Origin of the sequence: Nocardioides pelophilus, assembly GCF_014180685.1 — a bacterium.
Taxonomy (GTDB): Bacteria; Actinomycetota; Actinomycetes; order Propionibacteriales; family Nocardioidaceae; genus Nocardioides; species Nocardioides pelophilus.
This window is the reverse complement of record NZ_JACEHF010000021.1, coordinates 1-15,545: the sequence shown is the minus strand read 5'-3', so window position 1 is coordinate 15,545 and position 15,545 is coordinate 1. Positions and strand designations below refer to the sequence as shown.

Here is a 15,545-nt window from a genome sequence, read left to right as displayed (position 1 = left end):
TCACTCCTCCTTGGTGCGGAGGGCTGCGTCCCGCTCCTCCTTGGTGCGCGTCGGGTCGACCCGCTCCTCCTTGGTGCGGCCGTCGTCGACGACCCGCTGCTGCTCGACCGTGGTGGACGAGGCGACGTCGGCGTCGGCTGCGTGCGCACCGGTCGCGGTCAGCGATGCGAGGCCGAACGCGACCACTGCGATCGACCGGGTGATCCGTCGTTGCATGCTCATGTGAGTCCCTCCAGGTGTTGCGTCGTGCCCGAAGGGCACGGGGACCCCTCCCGAGTCCACCTCAACACGATAGTGCGCGAGCGCCCCCGCGTCCCCGGTTCGGCTCAGGAGGGCGCATCCCCCCGCTCGAAGCGCCCACCCGGCCACCAGCGCCGAAACCGACACGTTCCTCTCCAAGGTGCGCTCCGCTGGCATCAGGTGCCGGTGGAGCGCCCCTTTAGGGCTGGGCTGTCCTACCTCACCTCCGGCCGTACGACGGCCGAGCCCGTCGCCCTCACGGTCGGTCGCTCGGGGCCGCCGGGCAGCGTGAGCGGCAGGTCGACCGGAGCGACGATCTCGACCAGGACCGCGTCGGCGCGGACGTCGACGGAGACGCGCAGGCCGGGGTGCGCGTCGTACGCACCGCCGGCGCGGAGGTAGGCGCGCACGGCGGCACGGGCGACGTCGGCGCTCAGGTGCAGGTCGCGCTCACCGAGCCCGCCGCGGTAGGCCTCGCCGCCCTCGGCCGCGGCGTCGGCGGCGTACAGGGCGGCGCCGTCGGCGAGCGAGTCAAGGCTCTGCCGCTTCAGGTAGGCCGCGCCGGCGTCGACGACGACCACGACCAGCAGCAGGACGACGACGGCGAAGCCGATGATGATCACGCTCGTCTGGCCGCGCTCGTCGCGGCGCCGGTCAGCTCTGCGGCCGGCTCCGCGGTCAGTCACCGCCGACCTCCTGGTAGCGGCCGATCGGCACCGTGTGCGTGGCGCTCAGCGCGAAGCGGGGCTCGCCGCCGCCGAGCACGTCCGGCAGCAGCGGCAGCTCGACGCTGGAGCGGATCCTGACGGTGATCACCGAGGTGCCGTTGTGGCAGTCGTGGGGGTACGGCGTGCACGTGACGGTCACCTGCAACGGCGCGTCGGCGAGGCCCTGGTCGGCGAGCGCGCGGCGGGCGACGTCCTCGGCGGCCCGGTGTCCGGACGCGTCGTCGGGCGCCAGGGCGTAGGCCCGTCCGGCAGCCCGGGCGGCCGCGGTCACGCCGAACGCACCCTGCTGCACCTGGGAGACCGACAGCACGATCCAGAGCAACGGCACGAGCAGCAGGATCCCGAGCCAGACCAGCTCGACGATCGCGCTGCCGCGGTCGTCCCGGCGGGTCACCCCGGGGCCTCCTCCACAGCCCGACCGGACACCGAGAACCGCACGCCGGGGCCGGCGAGCCCGAGCGCCGGCACCTCGGCGGTGACGGTGATGACGACGCCCGGCAGCCCGTCCACCGACGCCTGCGCGACCGACACCTGCTCCGCGAACCTGCCCGCGATCGCGTCGGCGATCTGGGACCGGGTGCGCGCGACACCGTCGGCCGGTCCGCGATCGGCCGTTGCGGCATAGCGGGCGCCCTCCGAGGCCGCCGCCGCCAACGTGGCCCGGACGTGGAGCACCAGCGCGACCTGCAGCAGGCCGACCACCAACGGCGTCAGCACGACGACCACCAGCACGAAGTCGACGCCGGCCGCCCCGCGCTGTGGCCGCGCGGGTCGGGTCATTGCACCGAGCCGAGTGCGTTGCGCAGCATCCGGCCGAGCTGGTCCTCGGCGACTGCCCAGATGACGCCGACGATGCCGACCGACATCACCGTCACGAGCACCCAACCGGGCACGTCGCCCCGGTCGTCACGCGGCTGCAGCCGCACCGAGCACCACACCCAGAGGTGGAGGAGTGGGTCCATGAGAGTTCCTTCCCGAGCGGAATCAGCGGTGGGGTCAGGGGGCCGTCAGCGACAGGCCGATCAGTCCGGGCCAGAAGGCGAAGAGCACGGTCACCGGGAGCACGATGAAGACGACGGGCACCATCATCAGGATCTCCCGCCGCGAGGCCTGCTCGATGAGCTCGCGCCGACCGGCTTCGCGGACGTCGCCGGCCTGCGCGTGCAGCACCTCGGTGAGCGGGGTGCCGCGCTCGACGGCGACCGCGACCCCGTGCGCGAAGCGGGCGACGATCGGCACGCCGGTGGTCGCTGCCAGCCGGTCGAACGCGTCGGCGACCGGCTCCCCGGTGCGGATCCTCGCGAGCACGGCGCCGAGGTCGGTCGACAGCGCTCCCTGCGACCGGCGGACGACCCGGTCGAGCGCCGACACCGGCCCCTCCCCCGCCGCGACAGCGAGCGCCAGCAGCTCGGCGATGGTCGGGAACTCGGCGACGATCGCGCGTTCGCGCTTGCGCACCTGGGCGGTCAGGTGCTGGTCGCGGGCGAGCACCCCCGACCCGAAGCCGGCCGCACAGAGCAGGACCAGGGGCAGCGGGTTGCCGGGATTCGCGACCGCGCTGAGGACGCCGTACGCAGCGGTCAGGGCGAAGCCGGTCAGTCCCCACAGCACCTGCTCCACCCGGAAGTCGTGCAGGGTCTGGTCGAGGCCGGCCCGGGACAGGCGACGGCGCACCGAGGGCGCGCCGCCCAGCACCCGCTCGACCACGTCGGCAGCGGACCGCAGCAGCGGAGCCAGCAGCGCGACCAGCGCGGAGCGAGGAGCGTCGGGAGCAGAGGAGTGACCGGGGTACGACGTCGTCAGGTCGCGCACGTAGGGCAGCACCCGGGCCTCGAGCTGCGGCCGGCGCAGGACCAGCACGCGGGCCACCACCAGGGCCAGCCCGACCGCTGCCGTGCCGCCGAGCACCCCGCCCCAGACCGCGGCGGTCACGACAGGATCCGCCGCTCGGTGGGAAGCCGGCCGATCCGCATCATCACGCGGTACGCGAACACGCACGCGGCGGCGCCGCACACCAGCACGATCGCCCCGGTGGCGGACCGGTAGCGGGTGATCACCTCGGTCTGGAACGACATCAGGAGCAGCACCAGCCACGGCGCGGCGACCGCGAGCCGGGCGCCGTTGACGGTCCAGGACTGCCGCGCCTCGAGCTCGGAGCGGGTGCGCAGGTCGTCGCGCAGGTAGGCGGACAGGTTGCGCAGCAGGCGCCCGAGCTCGCCGCCGCCGACCTCGCGGGCGACCCGCAGCCCCTCGACCACGCGATCGCCGACCGGGTCGGCGAGCCGCGCCTTCAACCGGTCCAGGCAGTCGCCGAACCGTCCGGACACCTGGTAGTCGAGGGCGAACGCATCGAACGCCGGTCGGAGCGGCTCCGGACCGCGCACCGCGAGCGCCGCCACCGCATCCGGGAGCGACATGCCCGCGCGTACGGCGGACGCGAGGTCGTCGACCGCCTCCGGCCACACCTCGGCGAACTCCCGGCGCCGGCGCCGCCCACGACCGGACACCACCGCGATCGGGAGGTACGCCGCCAGCGCCCCGACGACGATCGCCAGCGGCGCCGTACGCGAGATGGCCAGCACCACCGCGCAGGCGCCGACGCCCGTCGCGCCGCACAGCAGCAGCATCGAGCGGGGCGAGACCCCGCTCATGCCTGCTTCTGCCAGCATCCGCTCGAGCCGGCCGGGTGACGACGCCGGCGCCGGAGCGCGCGGCGTCGCGAACGCCGACCAGATCAGGAGGGCGCCGAGCCCGACCCCGAGACCGACGAGCGCGCCCACGTCACTCGGCTTCCTGCAGGAGCCGGCGTACGTCGACGCCGACCCGTTCGTACTGCGCGACTCTCGGCGGCATCCCGATCCCCCGTCGCAACCGGCCGTCACGGAGCTCGAAGACGGGCTCGGTCTCGATGATGTCCTGCTCGATCCGTCCGGGCACGGCGACGATCTCGGTGACCCGGCGGGTCCCGCGGTGGTCGACCTCGAGGTGGACGACCAGGTCGACGGACGACGCAACCGTCGGCACGACGAACCGGGCGGAGATGTTCTCGCCCGCCAGCAGCGGGAGCGTGCACGCCTTGGTGAGCGCCTCTCGAGCGCTGTTGGCGTGGATGGTGCACAGCCCCGGCAGCCCGCTGTTGAGCGCCAGGAGCAGGTCGAGCGCCTCCTCGGCCCGGACCTCGCCGACGATGATCCGGCTCGGCCGCATCCGCAGCGACTCCTTGATCAGGTCGCGCAGCCGGATCTCGCCGGTGCCCTCGAGGCCGACCTGGCGGGTCTGCAGCGCGACCCAGTCGGGGTGCGGGAACCGGATCTCGAAGACCTCCTCGACCGAGATCACCCGCTCTCCGCCCGGGATCGCCGCCGCCAGGCAGTTGAGCATCGTGGTCTTGCCGGCCTGGGTGCCGCCGCTGACCAAGACGTTGAGGCCCGCCCGGATCGAGGCCTCGAGGAAGAGCGCCGCCGACGGGGTGAGGCTCTGCAGGTCGACCAGCTCCGAGAGCCGCGACGCCCGCACCACGAACTTGCGGATGTTGACGGCCGAGAAGCCGCGGCTGATGCCGTGCAGGACCACGTGGAGGCGGTGGCCCTGCGGGAGCATGGCGTCGACGAAAGGGCGGCTCAGGTCGACCCGGCGGCCGGTGGTCTTGAGCATCCGCTCGACCAGCTCGGACACCTGGGCATCGGTCAGCATCAGGTTGGTCAGCTCGTGGCGACCGTTGCGCGCGACGAACACCCGGTCGGGGCTGTTGATCCACACCTCCTCGACGGTCGGGTCGTCGAGCAGCGGCTGCAGCGGGCCGAAGCCCGAGACCCGGGCGACCAGGTCGGCGACCACGCCGTCGGCGTCGGCGACCGGCGCGACGACGCCGGTGAGGCTGCGGTCGTCGTGCTCGCGGACCAGGGTCTCGGCGAGCCGGCGTACGGCGGCCACCTCGCGCTGCGGGTCGAGCCCGTCACGGCGTACGGCGGCGCGGAGCGCCTCGTCGAGGTGGCCGACGACGTCGTCCTGCGTGCGCAGCACCGCAACGGGCGGCGGCTGGGCGGGCTGCAGCATGGCCATGGCGACTCTCCCGAGAATGAGATCCGGCGGCTCCCGAACAGTAGAGGAACCCGCCTGGCCTTGGCGAGAGTCGTTCCGCGGCGGCTGTGGAGAGCCGGTCTCAGGCCTCCGCGTCGGTGTCGCGCGCGGCAGGCTCGTCCGCCGCGGCGTCGACCTCGTCCCCACTGTCAGCAACGCGGTCGACCCCGCGGTCGACCCCGTGGTCATCCCACTCGTCGTCCCACTCGTCGGCCCACTGGTCAGCGGAGTGGCCGACGGGATGCAGGATCCGCGCGGGCGCGTGGGCGATGGTCGAACCGAGGTCGCCCAACGAGCGCCACAGCCGGTCGCCGTTGCCACGCAGGACCGCCTCCTCGCGGGCGAGGAGCACGAGCGCGGCCGCCACCATGGCCGTGACGATCAGGGCGCCCGTCATCGCGCGCCTCCGTCGCGCACAGGACAGTTCATGGCCACCCCATCGGCAGGCCGGTGCGCCGACGTGAGCGAAACCCGCCTTCGATCTCGCGGGGCGATCTCGCGGGCGCCTTGCGGAGCCTAGGAAGCGCGGTCCGAGACCCCCGGCATGCTCACCCGGCCGTGGCGCACGACCCGCTGCTCGCCGCGGGCGACGACCTTGTAGAACTCCCGGGCCGGGCCGCGCATCAGCGGCGACGCGCTGAAGAACGGCAGCCGCTGGTGCGCCGTGCGGCTCGCGAGCGTGATCGCCTGGTAGCGCGCCTCGTCGATCAGCGACCACTCGAGCTCGAACAGGTCGCGGACCTTCGGCGGCAGGCCGCCGATCACGATCGTGTGCAACGTGGAGAAGACCGGGCGGACCGGCAGCGGAGCGGGGTTGGGGACCTTGCCGCCGGAGAGGTACTGGCCGACCAGCTTGGCCTCCTCGGTGACGTAGGGCTCGTCCGAGGCGAGGAAGCCGTCGAACCGGGCCCGGAAGTCGGCGTAGTCGCGCGGCGCGGCGGAGCTCGGCATCCCGAACAGCTCGGCCCAGGTCACGAAGTCCTCGAAGAGCGCCTGCCGCTCGCGGTCCTTGAGCCGCCGGACCAGGCGGTCGTGCTGCACCTCGACCGCATCGAGCGTGAAGGCGGCCGTCCACCACATCAGCCCCGGGTCGTAGGCGTCGTACGGCGCCCCGGCCGGGTGTCGCGGGCCGGCGGACTCCTCGATCGTGCCGTTGACCGTGTCGTGCCGCTTGCGGGTGAAGGCGAGCGCCCGGTCCGCCTCGGCCTTGGTGCCGAGGAACACGGTCTCGAACAGCCGCGCCGTCAGCGCCAGCCGGGTGAACGGGAGGTCGCGGCTCATCGTGCTCTGCGCCGTCCCCTGGAACAGCCGCGGATGGGTCGCCCCGATGGTCAGCGCCCGCTGACCGTAGGTCAGCGACACCGCCCGCTGGTTGAGAACCCGATAGGCCATCGAGCTCTTCGGGAAGTAGCCGGTCATGTCACCGAGTATGGGCCAGCACCCCATCGGTCGGTCACGCCGCGCCCCGGCCGCAAGGTTCAGCGCGCGAGCGCGGCCTCCCACTGGGCGGGGCTCTCGACCGTCAGGCCGATCTCGCCGCGCGTGGTCTCGACGACGAGCACGGGCTGGCCGTTCCACTGCCCCTTGAACCCCCGCTGCATCCGGGTGCCGGTGACGTCGGCGACCGGCAACGAGATCGCCTTGCCGAGGAGAGGGCGGACGGCGAGCGCGTGCGGCGTCAGCACGATCCAGCTGGTGTTGCGGGTGCTGGGGAACGAACCGGTGCCGCCGCGGTACTGGCCGAGCTCCGGTCCGACCACCGCGTCCGGGAACGAGGCCCGGACGTCGGCGCCGGCGTTCTGGGCGTGGCGCCGGAACGCCCAGATGGCGACCACGATGGTCGCGATGATCGACGCGCCCCCGACGACGACGAGGGCGACCACCAGGGCGATGTCCACGGAGGCATTGTGCACCGGGTGAGGGGCCGCGCGTTGTGGGGACGCGCGACCCCTCGGCACGGGGCCCGAGCCGTCACGGCTGGTCGCTCCCGATCGTCCTGGACGCGGTTCGACGGCGCAGGAGAATCCGGAGTCCGCTCGGACAAATTCCGTCGCCGGCGGCCGGGTTCAGAGCAGACGTCGTACGGCGTCGCGCAGCGCCTGCTCCGGGTCGACGCCGCTCGCGCGGGCCTCGGCGACGACCGCGAGCAGACGGTCCCCGATCACGTCGCTCGCCGCTGATCGAGGCGCGACCGGCTCGCTCGCCGCTGATCCAGGCACGACCGGCTCACTCGCCGCTGGCCGAGGCGCGACCGGCTCACTCGCCGCTGATCCAGGCACGACCGGCTCGCTCGCCGCTGGCCGAGGCGCGACCGGCTCTCTCGCCGCTGGCCGAGGCACGACCGGCTCTCTCGCCGCTGGTTGAGGTGCGAGCGAAGCGAGCCTCGAAACCAAGGCCTCGGAGTCAGCCCGGCCCAGCCGGTCGAGCACCTTGTCGGCGTACAACAGCGCGGGCAGCCCTGGCGGCAGTCCGTCGGTGATCCGGTCGCGCTTCTTCTCCGTCGCCTTGATCGACTCCCAGACCTCGGTGACCGAGGCCGCATCGGGCGGCGTGTCGGCCGAGCCGGCGTCGGGTCCGTAGACGTGCGGGTTGCGGCGCCGCATCTTGGCGGTGATGTCGCGGGCGACGTCACCGAGGTCGAACTCCCCCGCCTGCTCGGCGATCACGGCGTGGAAGACGACCTGGAGGAGCAGGTCGCCGAGCTCCTCGCGAAGGTGGGCCCAGTCACCGGTGCGGTCACCGATGTCGATGGCCTCGAGCGTCTCGTGCGTCTCCTCGAGCAGGTAGCGCGCGAGTGACCGGTGGGTCTGCTCCTGCTTCCACGGGCACTCCGCCCGCAGCCGTCGCATGACCGCGACGAACTCGGCGAGCGCGTCGTCGGCAGGCGTCTCCATGACCGCGTCGGGTCAGCCCACGGGGATCGGGGGCGGCGCGGCCTCCGGGTCCGGACGCTGTCCGCAGATCTCGTCGTCCGGGAGGTCCTGGAGCGTCTCCGCCGTCGGAGCAGCGTCATCGAGCGCGGCCTCGTCGCTCACCGGGACCGACAGCTGGCCGCCGGCCGGGACGAACTCGGCGCCGTCGAGCCGTACGTCGAACCGCGGGTTGATCGTGATGTCGTAGTCGCCGGGGTCGGGGGCCTCCCCCTCGAGCGCCTCGGCGAGCGCTGAGGAGTAGACGAAGGCGTCGACGTAGGCCCGGAGCGGGTCGCGGTCGTCCTCGTCGACGTCGTCCCAGCCGGGCGCGAGCTCGAGACCGGCGTCGGGCGCGTTCACGTCGACGTCGCGGTCCTCGGCGAACTCCGCCTCCAGCAGCGAGGACACCCACGCCTGGAGGATCTGCGCCTGCGCGAACTCACGGCTGGTCGCCGACGCGTTCGGGTCGGCCGCCTGGAGCGTGCACAGCCCGTCGGTGACCGCGGTCAGGTCGTCGAGCGTGATCTCGGCGTCCTCGACCTGCGCTGCGAGGCCCGGGTGCGGTCCGTCGGCACCGATGACGGTGTTGGCGCAACCGGTGGCCGCCACGGCCAGACCGAGCGTCACCGCGGTGGCCGACAGGGTCCGTCCGACCTTGTTCACACTCGACTCCCCATCTACTCAACTCGTCGGGTCGATCACGGCGTCGATCACACCGCGGGCCCATTCAAGCAGGGCGACGCCTTCGATCGGGCGCCCGGTGGCCCCCGGAGTGCCGGGACGCGGGACGAGCAGGGTGTCGACCTGCGACTTGACGATCGACTTGGGGTAGAGCCGCCCCAGCCGGACCACCCGCGAGTCCGGAAGGACGACCGGCGCGAACCTGAGGTTCTTGCCCATGGTGGTGATCTCCTTGAGCCCCGCCTGGCGTGCGCGGGCCCGGAACCGCGCGACCAGCATCAGCGCGACGACGGGCATCGGCGGTTCGCCGTACCGGTCGAGGAGCTCTTCGTTGATCTCGTCGACGTCGGCGTCGGAGCGGACCTCGGCCAACCGTCGGTACATCTCCAGTCGGAGCCGCTCGCTCGGGATGTAGTCGTGGGGCAGGTGGGCGTCGATCGGGAGCTCGATCCGGATCTCGTCGAGCTGCTCGGGGCCCTCGTCGTCGCGGAAGTCGCGCACCGCCTCGCCCACGAGCCGGACGTAGAGGTCGAAGCCGACGTCGGCGATGTGTCCGGACTGCTCGCCCCCGAGCAGGTTGCCGGCGCCGCGGATCTCGAGGTCCTTCATCGCGATCGCCATGCCGCCGCCCAGGTCGGAGTGCTGGGCCAGCGTCGCCAACCGCTCGTGCGCGGTCTCGGTGAGGGGCTTCTCGGTCGGGTAGAGGAAGTAGGCGTAGGCCCGCTCCCGGCTCCGGCCGACCCGGCCGCGCAGCTGGTGCAGCTGGCTCAGGCCCAGGGTGTCGGCGCGCTCGATGATCATCGTGTTGGCGTTGGACACGTCGAGACCGGACTCGACGATGGTGGTGCACACCAGGACGTCGAACCGCTTCTCCCAGAAGTCGAGCATCACCTGCTCCAGCTGGTGCTCCCCCATCTGGCCGTGGGCGGTGGCGACCCGCGCCTCCGGCACCAGCTCGCGCAGCTTGGCGGCCGCCTTATCGATCGACTGCACCCGGTTGTGGATGTAGAAGACCTGGCCGTCGCGCAGCAGCTCGCGGCGTACGGCGGCGACGACCTGCCGGTCCTCGTAGCCGCCGACGTAGGTGAGCACCGGGTGTCGCTCCTCCGGCGGGGTGGTGATCGTCGACATCTCGCGGATGCCGGTGATCGCCATCTCGAGCGTCCGCGGGATCGGCGTGGCGCTCATGCTGAGCACGTCGACCGACGTGCGCATCCGCTTCATCTGCTCCTTGTGCTCGACGCCGAACCGCTGCTCCTCGTCGACGATGATCAGCCCGAGGTCCTTGAACCGGATGTCCGGGTTGAGCAGGCGGTGGGTGCCGACGACGATGTCGACGGTGCCGTCGAGCATGCCCTCGGCGACCTCGGCCGCCTCCTTGTCGGTCTGGAAGCGGCTGAGCGCCCGGATCTTCAGCGGGAAGCCGCTCATCCGCTCGGTGAACGTCGACAGGTGCTGGCTCACCAGCAGCGTGGTCGGCACCAGCACGGCGACCTGCTTGCCGTCCTGCACCGCCTTGAACGCCGCGCGGACGGCGATCTCGGTCTTGCCATAGCCGACGTCGCCGCAGACCAGTCGGTCCATCGGGACGGTGCGCTCCATGTCGCCCTTGACCTCGTCGACGGTCGTGAGCTGGTCGGGCGTCTCGTGGAACGGGAACGCGTCCTCGAGCTCGCGCTGCCACGGGCTGTCCGGCCCGAACGCGTGGCCCTTCGTGGCCTGGCGTGCGGCGTACAGCTTGATCAGCTCGGCCGCGATCTCGCGGACCGCCTTGCGGGCGCGGTTCTTGCGCTTGGTCCAGTCGCCACCGCCGAGCCGGTCGAGGCTGGGCTGCTCGCCACCGACGTACCTGGTGACCTGGTCGAGGGTGTCGGCGGGCACGAACAACCGGTCGGGTGGCGCGCCCCGCTTGCTCGCGCCGTACTCGAGGACGAGGTACTCCCTCGTCGCACCGTGGACCTCGCGCTGCTTCATCTCCACGAAGCGCCCGACGCCGTGCTGCTCGTGGACGACGTAGTCGCCGGCCTTGAGCTCGAGCGGGTCGATCTGTCGCTTGCGGCGGGTCGGCATCGCGCGCATGTCGCGGGTCGAGGCCTTCTGGCCGACGATGTCCTCGCCGGTCAGGAGCACCAGCCGTGCGGCGTCGGCCGTGTCCATGGCGAGCCCGTGGGCCAGGTTGCCGCAGGTCACGGTGACCACGTCGGGGTCCGGCGCGCTGCCGGCCGGCAGGTCGTCGACCAGCCGTCCCGGGACGTCGCGCTCCCCCAGCGCCTCGACCATCCGCTGCGCCGGGCCGTGACCGGAGTGGACGACCACCACCGTGTGTCCGTCGGCCCGCCACCGCGCGATGTCGGCGAACGCCTTCTCGACATCACCCCGGTAGGGCTCGGTGGCGCGCGCCGCGATGCGTCGTACCTGAACTTCCGGCCCTGATTGGTCCGAATTCGGGGCCGAAAGTTCAGGTACGTCGGCCTCCCCGAGGCCGAACGGGGAGAACGTCCACCAGGACTGGTCGCGGCCGAGGGCGTGGGAACGGACGTCGGCCAGCTCGCGGTACGACGCCGCCTGCAGGTCGATCGGGGCCTGGCCGCCGCCCGCGGCTGCTGCCCAGGAGGCGACCAGGAACTCCTCGCTGGTCGCCACCAGGTCGTGGGCACGGGCGCGGGCGCGCTCCGGGTCGAGCACCAGCACCTGGGTGTCGTCGGGCATCAGGTCGACGAGCAGCTCGAGCTCGTCGACGAGCGCCGGGATCAGCGCCTCCATGCCCTCGACCGCGATGCCCTCGGCCAGCTTGTCGGTGATCTCGCGCAGCTCGGGATGGTCGCGGCCCAGGTCGGCGGCGCGGGCGCGCACCTCGTCGGTGAGCAGCAGCTCGCGGCACGGCGGCGCCCACAGCCGCTCCTGGGTCTTGATGGTCCGCTGGTCGGCGACTGCGAACGACCGGATCTCCTCGACCTCGTCGCCCCAGAACTCCACCCGCAGCGGGTGTTCTTCGGTCGGCGGGAAGACGTCGACGATGCCGCCGCGCACCGCGAACTCGCCGCGCCGCTCGACCAGGTCGACCCGGGAGTACGCCGCACCCACCAGACCGGCGACCACCTCCTCGAGGTCGGCCGCCTCGCCAGCGGCGAGCTCGACGGGCGTCAGGTCGCCCAGGCCCTTGACCTGGGGCTGCAGGATCGACCGCACCGGGGCCACCACGACCGACAAGGGGCCTGTGCCGGACTCGCTGCCCGGGTGGCACAGCCGTCGCAGCACCGCCAGCCGGCGCCCGACGGTGTCGCTGCCGGGGCTCAGCCGTTCGTGCGGGAGGGTCTCCCAGCTCGGGTAGTAGCCGATCGTCTCGGGGTCCAGCAGGTCTCCCAGCTCGGCCACCAGCTGCTCGGCCTCGCGGGTCGTGGCCGTGACCGCGAGCACCGGCCGCCCGGCGCGGGCCAGACCCGTCACCAGGAACGGTCGCAGCGGCTCCGGGCCGGTCAGCTCGTGGGTGGCGACGCGACCGTCGGCTGCATCGGCCATCGCGGCCGCGAGCCCGGGATCGGCGAGGACGACGTCGGCAAGGCCGGCGAGGACGGTAGTCACGGGGCAGGGGGCCTCACTTCCAGGCGAGGGACAGCACGATTGCCCCCGGTGCACACAGCACCGGGGGTACGGCGTACGAGGCTACCCGGGGCCGACGACAGCGCTCACGCCGTGGGGTCGAGCACCCGCCCGAGGAAGAGCGGCGTGCCGTGCTCGACGTCGTGGATGACGTAGAGGAACGGCCGGTCGACGTGGAACGGCTCGGTCTGCGGCAGCGAGGTCAGGTGCGCCACGACGGCCGTCGCCGCGGCGGCCTCCGTGCCCTCCTCGTCGACGGCGATGAAGCCCTGGTGGAGCACGGCCGCGATCGAGAGGTCGAGGTCCTCGTCGGTCATCGGCCGGAAGTCGGCGGCCACCGGGTCGAACGCGGTCGGCATGCCGAGCTCCTTGAGCGGGTCTGCGAGCGCGGCGCTGGTGCGGTAGCTCCACCTCGGCAGCCGTACGTCGAGCTTGGTGCTGCGGCCGTCGGCCACGAGGTCCGGCAGCCCGCCGGCCGCGACCAGCTCCTCGACGGCGGCGAGCCGCCCCTCGTCGGGCAGCACGATGGTCATCGCCAACCGGCGACCGGCGTACAGCAGCCGGGCCGCCCGCCAGCCGTCCCCGCTCGACAGCCGGCCGTCGACCTCCGGGCCGCTCATGAGGTCGACCTCGACGGCGCTGCCGTCAGCGAGGTGGAACTGCCCGGGCGCGGTCAGCTGCTTCTCGAACGGCACTTCCCACGGCGCCTTCAGGTAGATCGCGTTGACGAGCACCAGCCTGGTCATCGCATCCAGCACGCCCTCGGGGATCAGGTCCTCGATCCGGTCGTGGGTCTGCTCCTCGACCCAGGTGTTGATGAGCTCGCGCGCGTCCTCGAACGCGGTCGCGAAGTCGACGGTGCGCATGCCGGCGCCGTACTGCTCGGCGAGCAGGTCGAGGAACGCCTGCTCCCAGCCCACGTCGCGCTGCCCGAACAGCTGGTTGGCCGCATCGAGCGCCACGTCGGCCGAGCTGCCGTCGGCTCGCTCCTGCCGGCCGGCCAGACCTTCGACGTACGACGAGAGCGCGTTGATCCCGGCGTGGAACCGGTCGTCGGCGCCGAGCACGGTGCGCATCTCCTCGGCGGTGGTGCCGCCGGCGCCGGCGAGGGTCATGCCGAGCGCGACCGCGATGGAGTACGGCGAGAGCACCAGGTTGTCGTCGGCCGGCAGGGCGCCGTACACGCCTCCCGCGAAGCGGTGCATCGCTGCGACCACGTCGGGAATCGCCTCCGGGTCGCCGGGCGTCCGTTCCGCGTCAGAGCCGACCAGATCGAGCTCGCCACCCTCGGTCACGTCACCACCTCCTCGCCCGTTGTCGTCCTCGCCACATGCGGCCAGCAGCGGTTGGGCCAGCGCAGCAAGCATGGCAAGGCGGATCGCGTCCCTGCGAGTGATCATGCCTGTGTGACGTCGTCGGACCTCCCCAGGTTCCCTCCGCGCAGTCCTACGACGCCGAGTCGGCGCTTGTCGACAAGAGCCGACTCGGCGAGGTGGACCTGGGTCAGTCGGACTCGGCGGCCGCGAGCTGGGCCTTCCACTCGCGGAAGGCCTCCTCGGTGCGGCCCTTGCGCCAGTAGCCGGAGATCGAGACGTCGTTGCGCGGCACGCCGCGCTCGCGGAAGAGGTAGGGCCGGATCTCGTGCATGACCGCCTGTGCCTCGCCGTGCACGAACGCGTGCACCCGCCCCGATCGCCACGGCAGCGCGCGGACCGCCTCGGCCAGGCCGGGTTGGGCCGGGTCGGACCGGTAGAGCCAGGTGACCTCGAGCCGGTCGGGCGCGGCGAGGGGCTGGACGTGGGTGGCGGCATCGACCTCGATCACGACGTATCCCTCGGCGTCGTCCGGCAGTGCCGCCAGCGACTGCCGGATCGCGGGGATCGCGGCCTCGTCGCCGGCGAAGAGATGCCAGTCGACCGTCGGGTCGGGCGAGTACGCGCCGTTCGGGCCGCGCACCGAGATGGTGTCGCCCGGCAGCGCGGTGGACGCCCACGGACCGGCGATCCCCTCGGTGCCGTGCACCACGAAGTCGATCGCGAGCGTGCCCTCGACCGGGTCCGGGTCGATCACCGTGTAGGTGCGCATGGTGGGTCGCTGCCCCTGCTCCAGGAGCGCGGGGTCGCCGAAGATCAGCTTGACGTAGCGGTCGGTGTGGTCGACGCCCACGAAGGCCGACAGGTCGTCACCGCGGAAGTGGAGCCGGACCATGCCGGGGCTCAGCTGTTGGCTGGCGGTCACGGTCAGGAGGGTGATCGGTTGGGCCACGCCGTCGAGCGTAGCTACGACCCGAACCGGCGCTCGCGGAGGGCGTAGGCACGGATCGCACGCAGGAAGTCGACCCGGCGGAAGTCGGGCCAGTAGGCCTCGCAGAAGTAGAACTCCGACTTCGCGCTCTGCCAGAGCAGGAAGCCACCCAGCCGCTGCTCGCCGGAGGTGCGGATCACCAGGTCCGGGTCCGGCTGGCCCTTCGTGTAGAGGTGGTCGGCGATGTGCTCGACGTCGATGATCCCGGCGAGCTCCTCGAGCGAGGTGCCCTTGGCGGCGTGCTCCTGGAGAAGGGACCGTACGGCGTCCGCGATCTCGCGGCGGGCGCCGTACCCGACGGCGACGNCGCGGCCGGCAGCAGGTCGAGCGCGCCGACCGGGTTCAGCCGCCAGCGGCGCTGGTCGGCGAGGCTGTCGACAGCCTCCTCGATGATCTCGAGCAGCTGCTCGAGCTCCTGCGGCGGGCGGTTGAGGTTGTCGGTCGACAGCAGCCACAGCGTGACCACCTCGATGCCGATCTCCTCGCACCAGGTCAGGAGCGGCTCGATGTTGGCCGCGCCCGCGCGGTGGCCGTGGGCGGTGTCGCGGCCGACGGCCTTGGCCCAACGACGGTTGCCGTCGAGCATGACGCCGACGTGCTTGGGAAGGTTGTCGGGCATCTTCCGGAGGACCCGACGCTCGTACGCGGGATAGAGCACCCGGCGCACGCCCCGCTTCCAGTCGACCACGCACCGATCGTAGCGATTGGAACGATTGGTTCGATGTTCTTCCTCCGCGGTTGGAGGGACTGACACGATGGGCCCTGCGGGGGAGGCAGACCTGACGCCGACCTGACGCAGAACAGACTCTGAGAGGAACCGACGATGACCGCCGCAGCCTGGCACCCGGACCCCACTGGCCGACACGAGCTCCGCTACTGGGATGGATCCCAGTGGACCGAGCATGTCTCCGACGGCGGCGTGCAGTCGGTCGCTCCGCTCGCCCCGCCGGAGGAGCCGACCGCCGGCGCCGGCGCCGGCGCCGGCTCCATGGCCGGCGGG

The 15,545-nt window shown here is 72.5% G+C and carries 17 protein-coding genes and 1 pseudogene; 1 reads left to right on the top strand and 17 read right to left on the bottom strand.

Annotated features, from left to right (window positions below; all coding sequences use genetic code 11):
• The 17 genes and pseudogenes from H0488_RS06505 to H0488_RS06425 form a co-directional block, all read right to left on the bottom strand.
• On the bottom strand, nt 1–222 hold the full coding sequence (locus H0488_RS06505; protein ID WP_183098473.1) for a hypothetical protein: 222 nt from the start codon (nt 220–222) through the stop codon (nt 1–3).
• Between the two features lie 233 nt (nt 223–455).
• Nucleotides 456–926, bottom strand: a complete 471-nt coding sequence (locus tag H0488_RS06500) for a pilus assembly protein TadG-related protein (RefSeq protein ID WP_183098472.1) — start codon at nt 924–926, stop codon at nt 456–458.
• On the bottom strand, nt 919–1,362 hold the full coding sequence (locus tag H0488_RS06495; protein ID WP_183098471.1) for a hypothetical protein: 444 nt from the start codon (nt 1,360–1,362) through the stop codon (nt 919–921). Before H0488_RS06495 ends, H0488_RS06500 begins: the two co-directional genes overlap by 8 nt.
• Nucleotides 1,359–1,748: a TadE/TadG family type IV pilus assembly protein gene (locus tag H0488_RS06490; RefSeq protein ID WP_183098470.1), complete on the bottom strand. Its 390-nt coding sequence runs from the start codon at nt 1,746–1,748 to the stop codon at nt 1,359–1,361. The genes H0488_RS06495 and H0488_RS06490 overlap by 4 nt, the downstream gene beginning before the upstream one ends.
• Nucleotides 1,745–1,930, bottom strand: a complete 186-nt coding sequence (locus tag H0488_RS06485) for a hypothetical protein (protein ID WP_183098469.1) — start codon at nt 1,928–1,930, stop codon at nt 1,745–1,747. The genes H0488_RS06490 and H0488_RS06485 overlap by 4 nt, the downstream gene beginning before the upstream one ends.
• 34 nt (nt 1,931–1,964) lie before the next feature.
• Nucleotides 1,965–2,900 (bottom strand): type II secretion system F family protein, encoded by a 936-nt coding sequence (locus H0488_RS06480; RefSeq protein WP_183098468.1) that lies wholly within the window; start codon nt 2,898–2,900, stop codon nt 1,965–1,967.
• Nucleotides 2,897–3,748 (bottom strand): type II secretion system F family protein, encoded by an 852-nt coding sequence (locus H0488_RS06475; protein ID WP_183098467.1) that lies wholly within the window; start codon nt 3,746–3,748, stop codon nt 2,897–2,899. Before H0488_RS06475 ends, H0488_RS06480 begins: the two co-directional genes overlap by 4 nt.
• Before the next feature lies 1 nt (nt 3,749).
• Nucleotides 3,750–5,030 (bottom strand): TadA family conjugal transfer-associated ATPase, encoded by a 1,281-nt coding sequence (locus H0488_RS06470; protein ID WP_246371538.1) that lies wholly within the window; start codon nt 5,028–5,030, stop codon nt 3,750–3,752.
• A gap of 100 nt (nt 5,031–5,130) precedes the next feature.
• Nucleotides 5,131–5,445, bottom strand: coding sequence for a hypothetical protein (locus tag H0488_RS06465; RefSeq protein ID WP_183098466.1), 315 nt, complete (start codon nt 5,443–5,445; stop codon nt 5,131–5,133).
• 119 nt (nt 5,446–5,564) lie between these two features.
• Nucleotides 5,565–6,467 carry an oxygenase MpaB family protein gene (locus H0488_RS06460; protein WP_183098465.1) on the bottom strand — a complete coding sequence of 301 codons (903 nt, stop codon included), beginning with the start codon at nt 6,465–6,467 and terminating at the stop codon, nt 5,565–5,567.
• A gap of 59 nt (nt 6,468–6,526) precedes the next feature.
• Nucleotides 6,527–6,946 carry a hypothetical protein gene (locus H0488_RS06455; protein ID WP_183098464.1) on the bottom strand — a complete coding sequence of 140 codons (420 nt, stop codon included), beginning with the start codon at nt 6,944–6,946 and terminating at the stop codon, nt 6,527–6,529.
• Between the two features lie 168 nt (nt 6,947–7,114).
• Nucleotides 7,115–7,942: a MazG nucleotide pyrophosphohydrolase domain-containing protein gene (locus H0488_RS06450; protein WP_183098463.1), complete on the bottom strand. Its 828-nt coding sequence runs from the start codon at nt 7,940–7,942 to the stop codon at nt 7,115–7,117.
• A gap of 12 nt (nt 7,943–7,954) precedes the next feature.
• Complete coding sequence (locus tag H0488_RS06445; RefSeq protein ID WP_183098462.1) at nt 7,955–8,623, bottom strand: hypothetical protein; 669 nt, start codon at nt 8,621–8,623, stop codon at nt 7,955–7,957.
• An 18-nt stretch (nt 8,624–8,641) separates the two neighbouring features.
• On the bottom strand, nt 8,642–12,160 hold the full coding sequence (mfd, locus tag H0488_RS06440; protein WP_183098496.1) for a transcription-repair coupling factor: 3,519 nt from the start codon (nt 12,158–12,160) through the stop codon (nt 8,642–8,644).
• Between the two features lie 167 nt (nt 12,161–12,327).
• Nucleotides 12,328–13,641, bottom strand: coding sequence for a serpin family protein (locus tag H0488_RS06435; RefSeq protein ID WP_183098461.1), 1,314 nt, complete (start codon nt 13,639–13,641; stop codon nt 12,328–12,330).
• Between the two features lie 103 nt (nt 13,642–13,744).
• Nucleotides 13,745–14,506, bottom strand: coding sequence for a siderophore-interacting protein (locus H0488_RS06430; protein ID WP_183098460.1), 762 nt, complete (start codon nt 14,504–14,506; stop codon nt 13,745–13,747).
• Between the two features lie 14 nt (nt 14,507–14,520).
• Nucleotides 14,521–15,233: pseudogene (locus H0488_RS06425) on the bottom strand (undecaprenyl diphosphate synthase family protein).
• A gap of 135 nt (nt 15,234–15,368) precedes the next feature.
• On the opposite strand from H0488_RS06425, the gene H0488_RS06420 reads away from it, so the two are divergent.
• Nucleotides 15,369–15,545: DUF2510 domain-containing protein (locus tag H0488_RS06420; RefSeq protein WP_183098459.1), on the top strand; the 177-nt coding region annotated here is incomplete at its 3' end.

Coding starts and splice junctions, on each gene's coding strand:
- H0488_RS06505 (WP_183098473.1), bottom strand. CDS start 222: ATGAGCATGCAACGACGGATCACCCGGTCGATCGCAGTGGTCGCGTTC.
- H0488_RS06490 (WP_183098470.1), bottom strand. CDS start 1,748: ATGACCCGACCCGCGCGGCCACAGCGCGGGGCGGCCGGCGTCGACTTC.
- H0488_RS06485 (WP_183098469.1), bottom strand. CDS start 1,930: ATGGACCCACTCCTCCACCTCTGGGTGTGGTGCTCGGTGCGGCTGCAG.
- H0488_RS06470 (WP_246371538.1), bottom strand. CDS start 5,030: ATGGCCATGCTGCAGCCCGCCCAGCCGCCGCCCGTTGCGGTGCTGCGC.
- H0488_RS06465 (WP_183098466.1), bottom strand. CDS start 5,445: ATGACGGGCGCCCTGATCGTCACGGCCATGGTGGCGGCCGCGCTCGTG.
- H0488_RS06460 (WP_183098465.1), bottom strand. CDS start 6,467: ATGACCGGCTACTTCCCGAAGAGCTCGATGGCCTATCGGGTTCTCAAC.
- H0488_RS06450 (WP_183098463.1), bottom strand. CDS start 7,942: ATGGAGACGCCTGCCGACGACGCGCTCGCCGAGTTCGTCGCGGTCATG.
- mfd (WP_183098496.1), bottom strand. CDS start 12,160: ATGGCCGATGCAGCCGACGGTCGCGTCGCCACCCACGAGCTGACCGGC.
- H0488_RS06435 (WP_183098461.1), bottom strand. CDS start 13,641: ATGATCACTCGCAGGGACGCGATCCGCCTTGCCATGCTTGCTGCGCTG.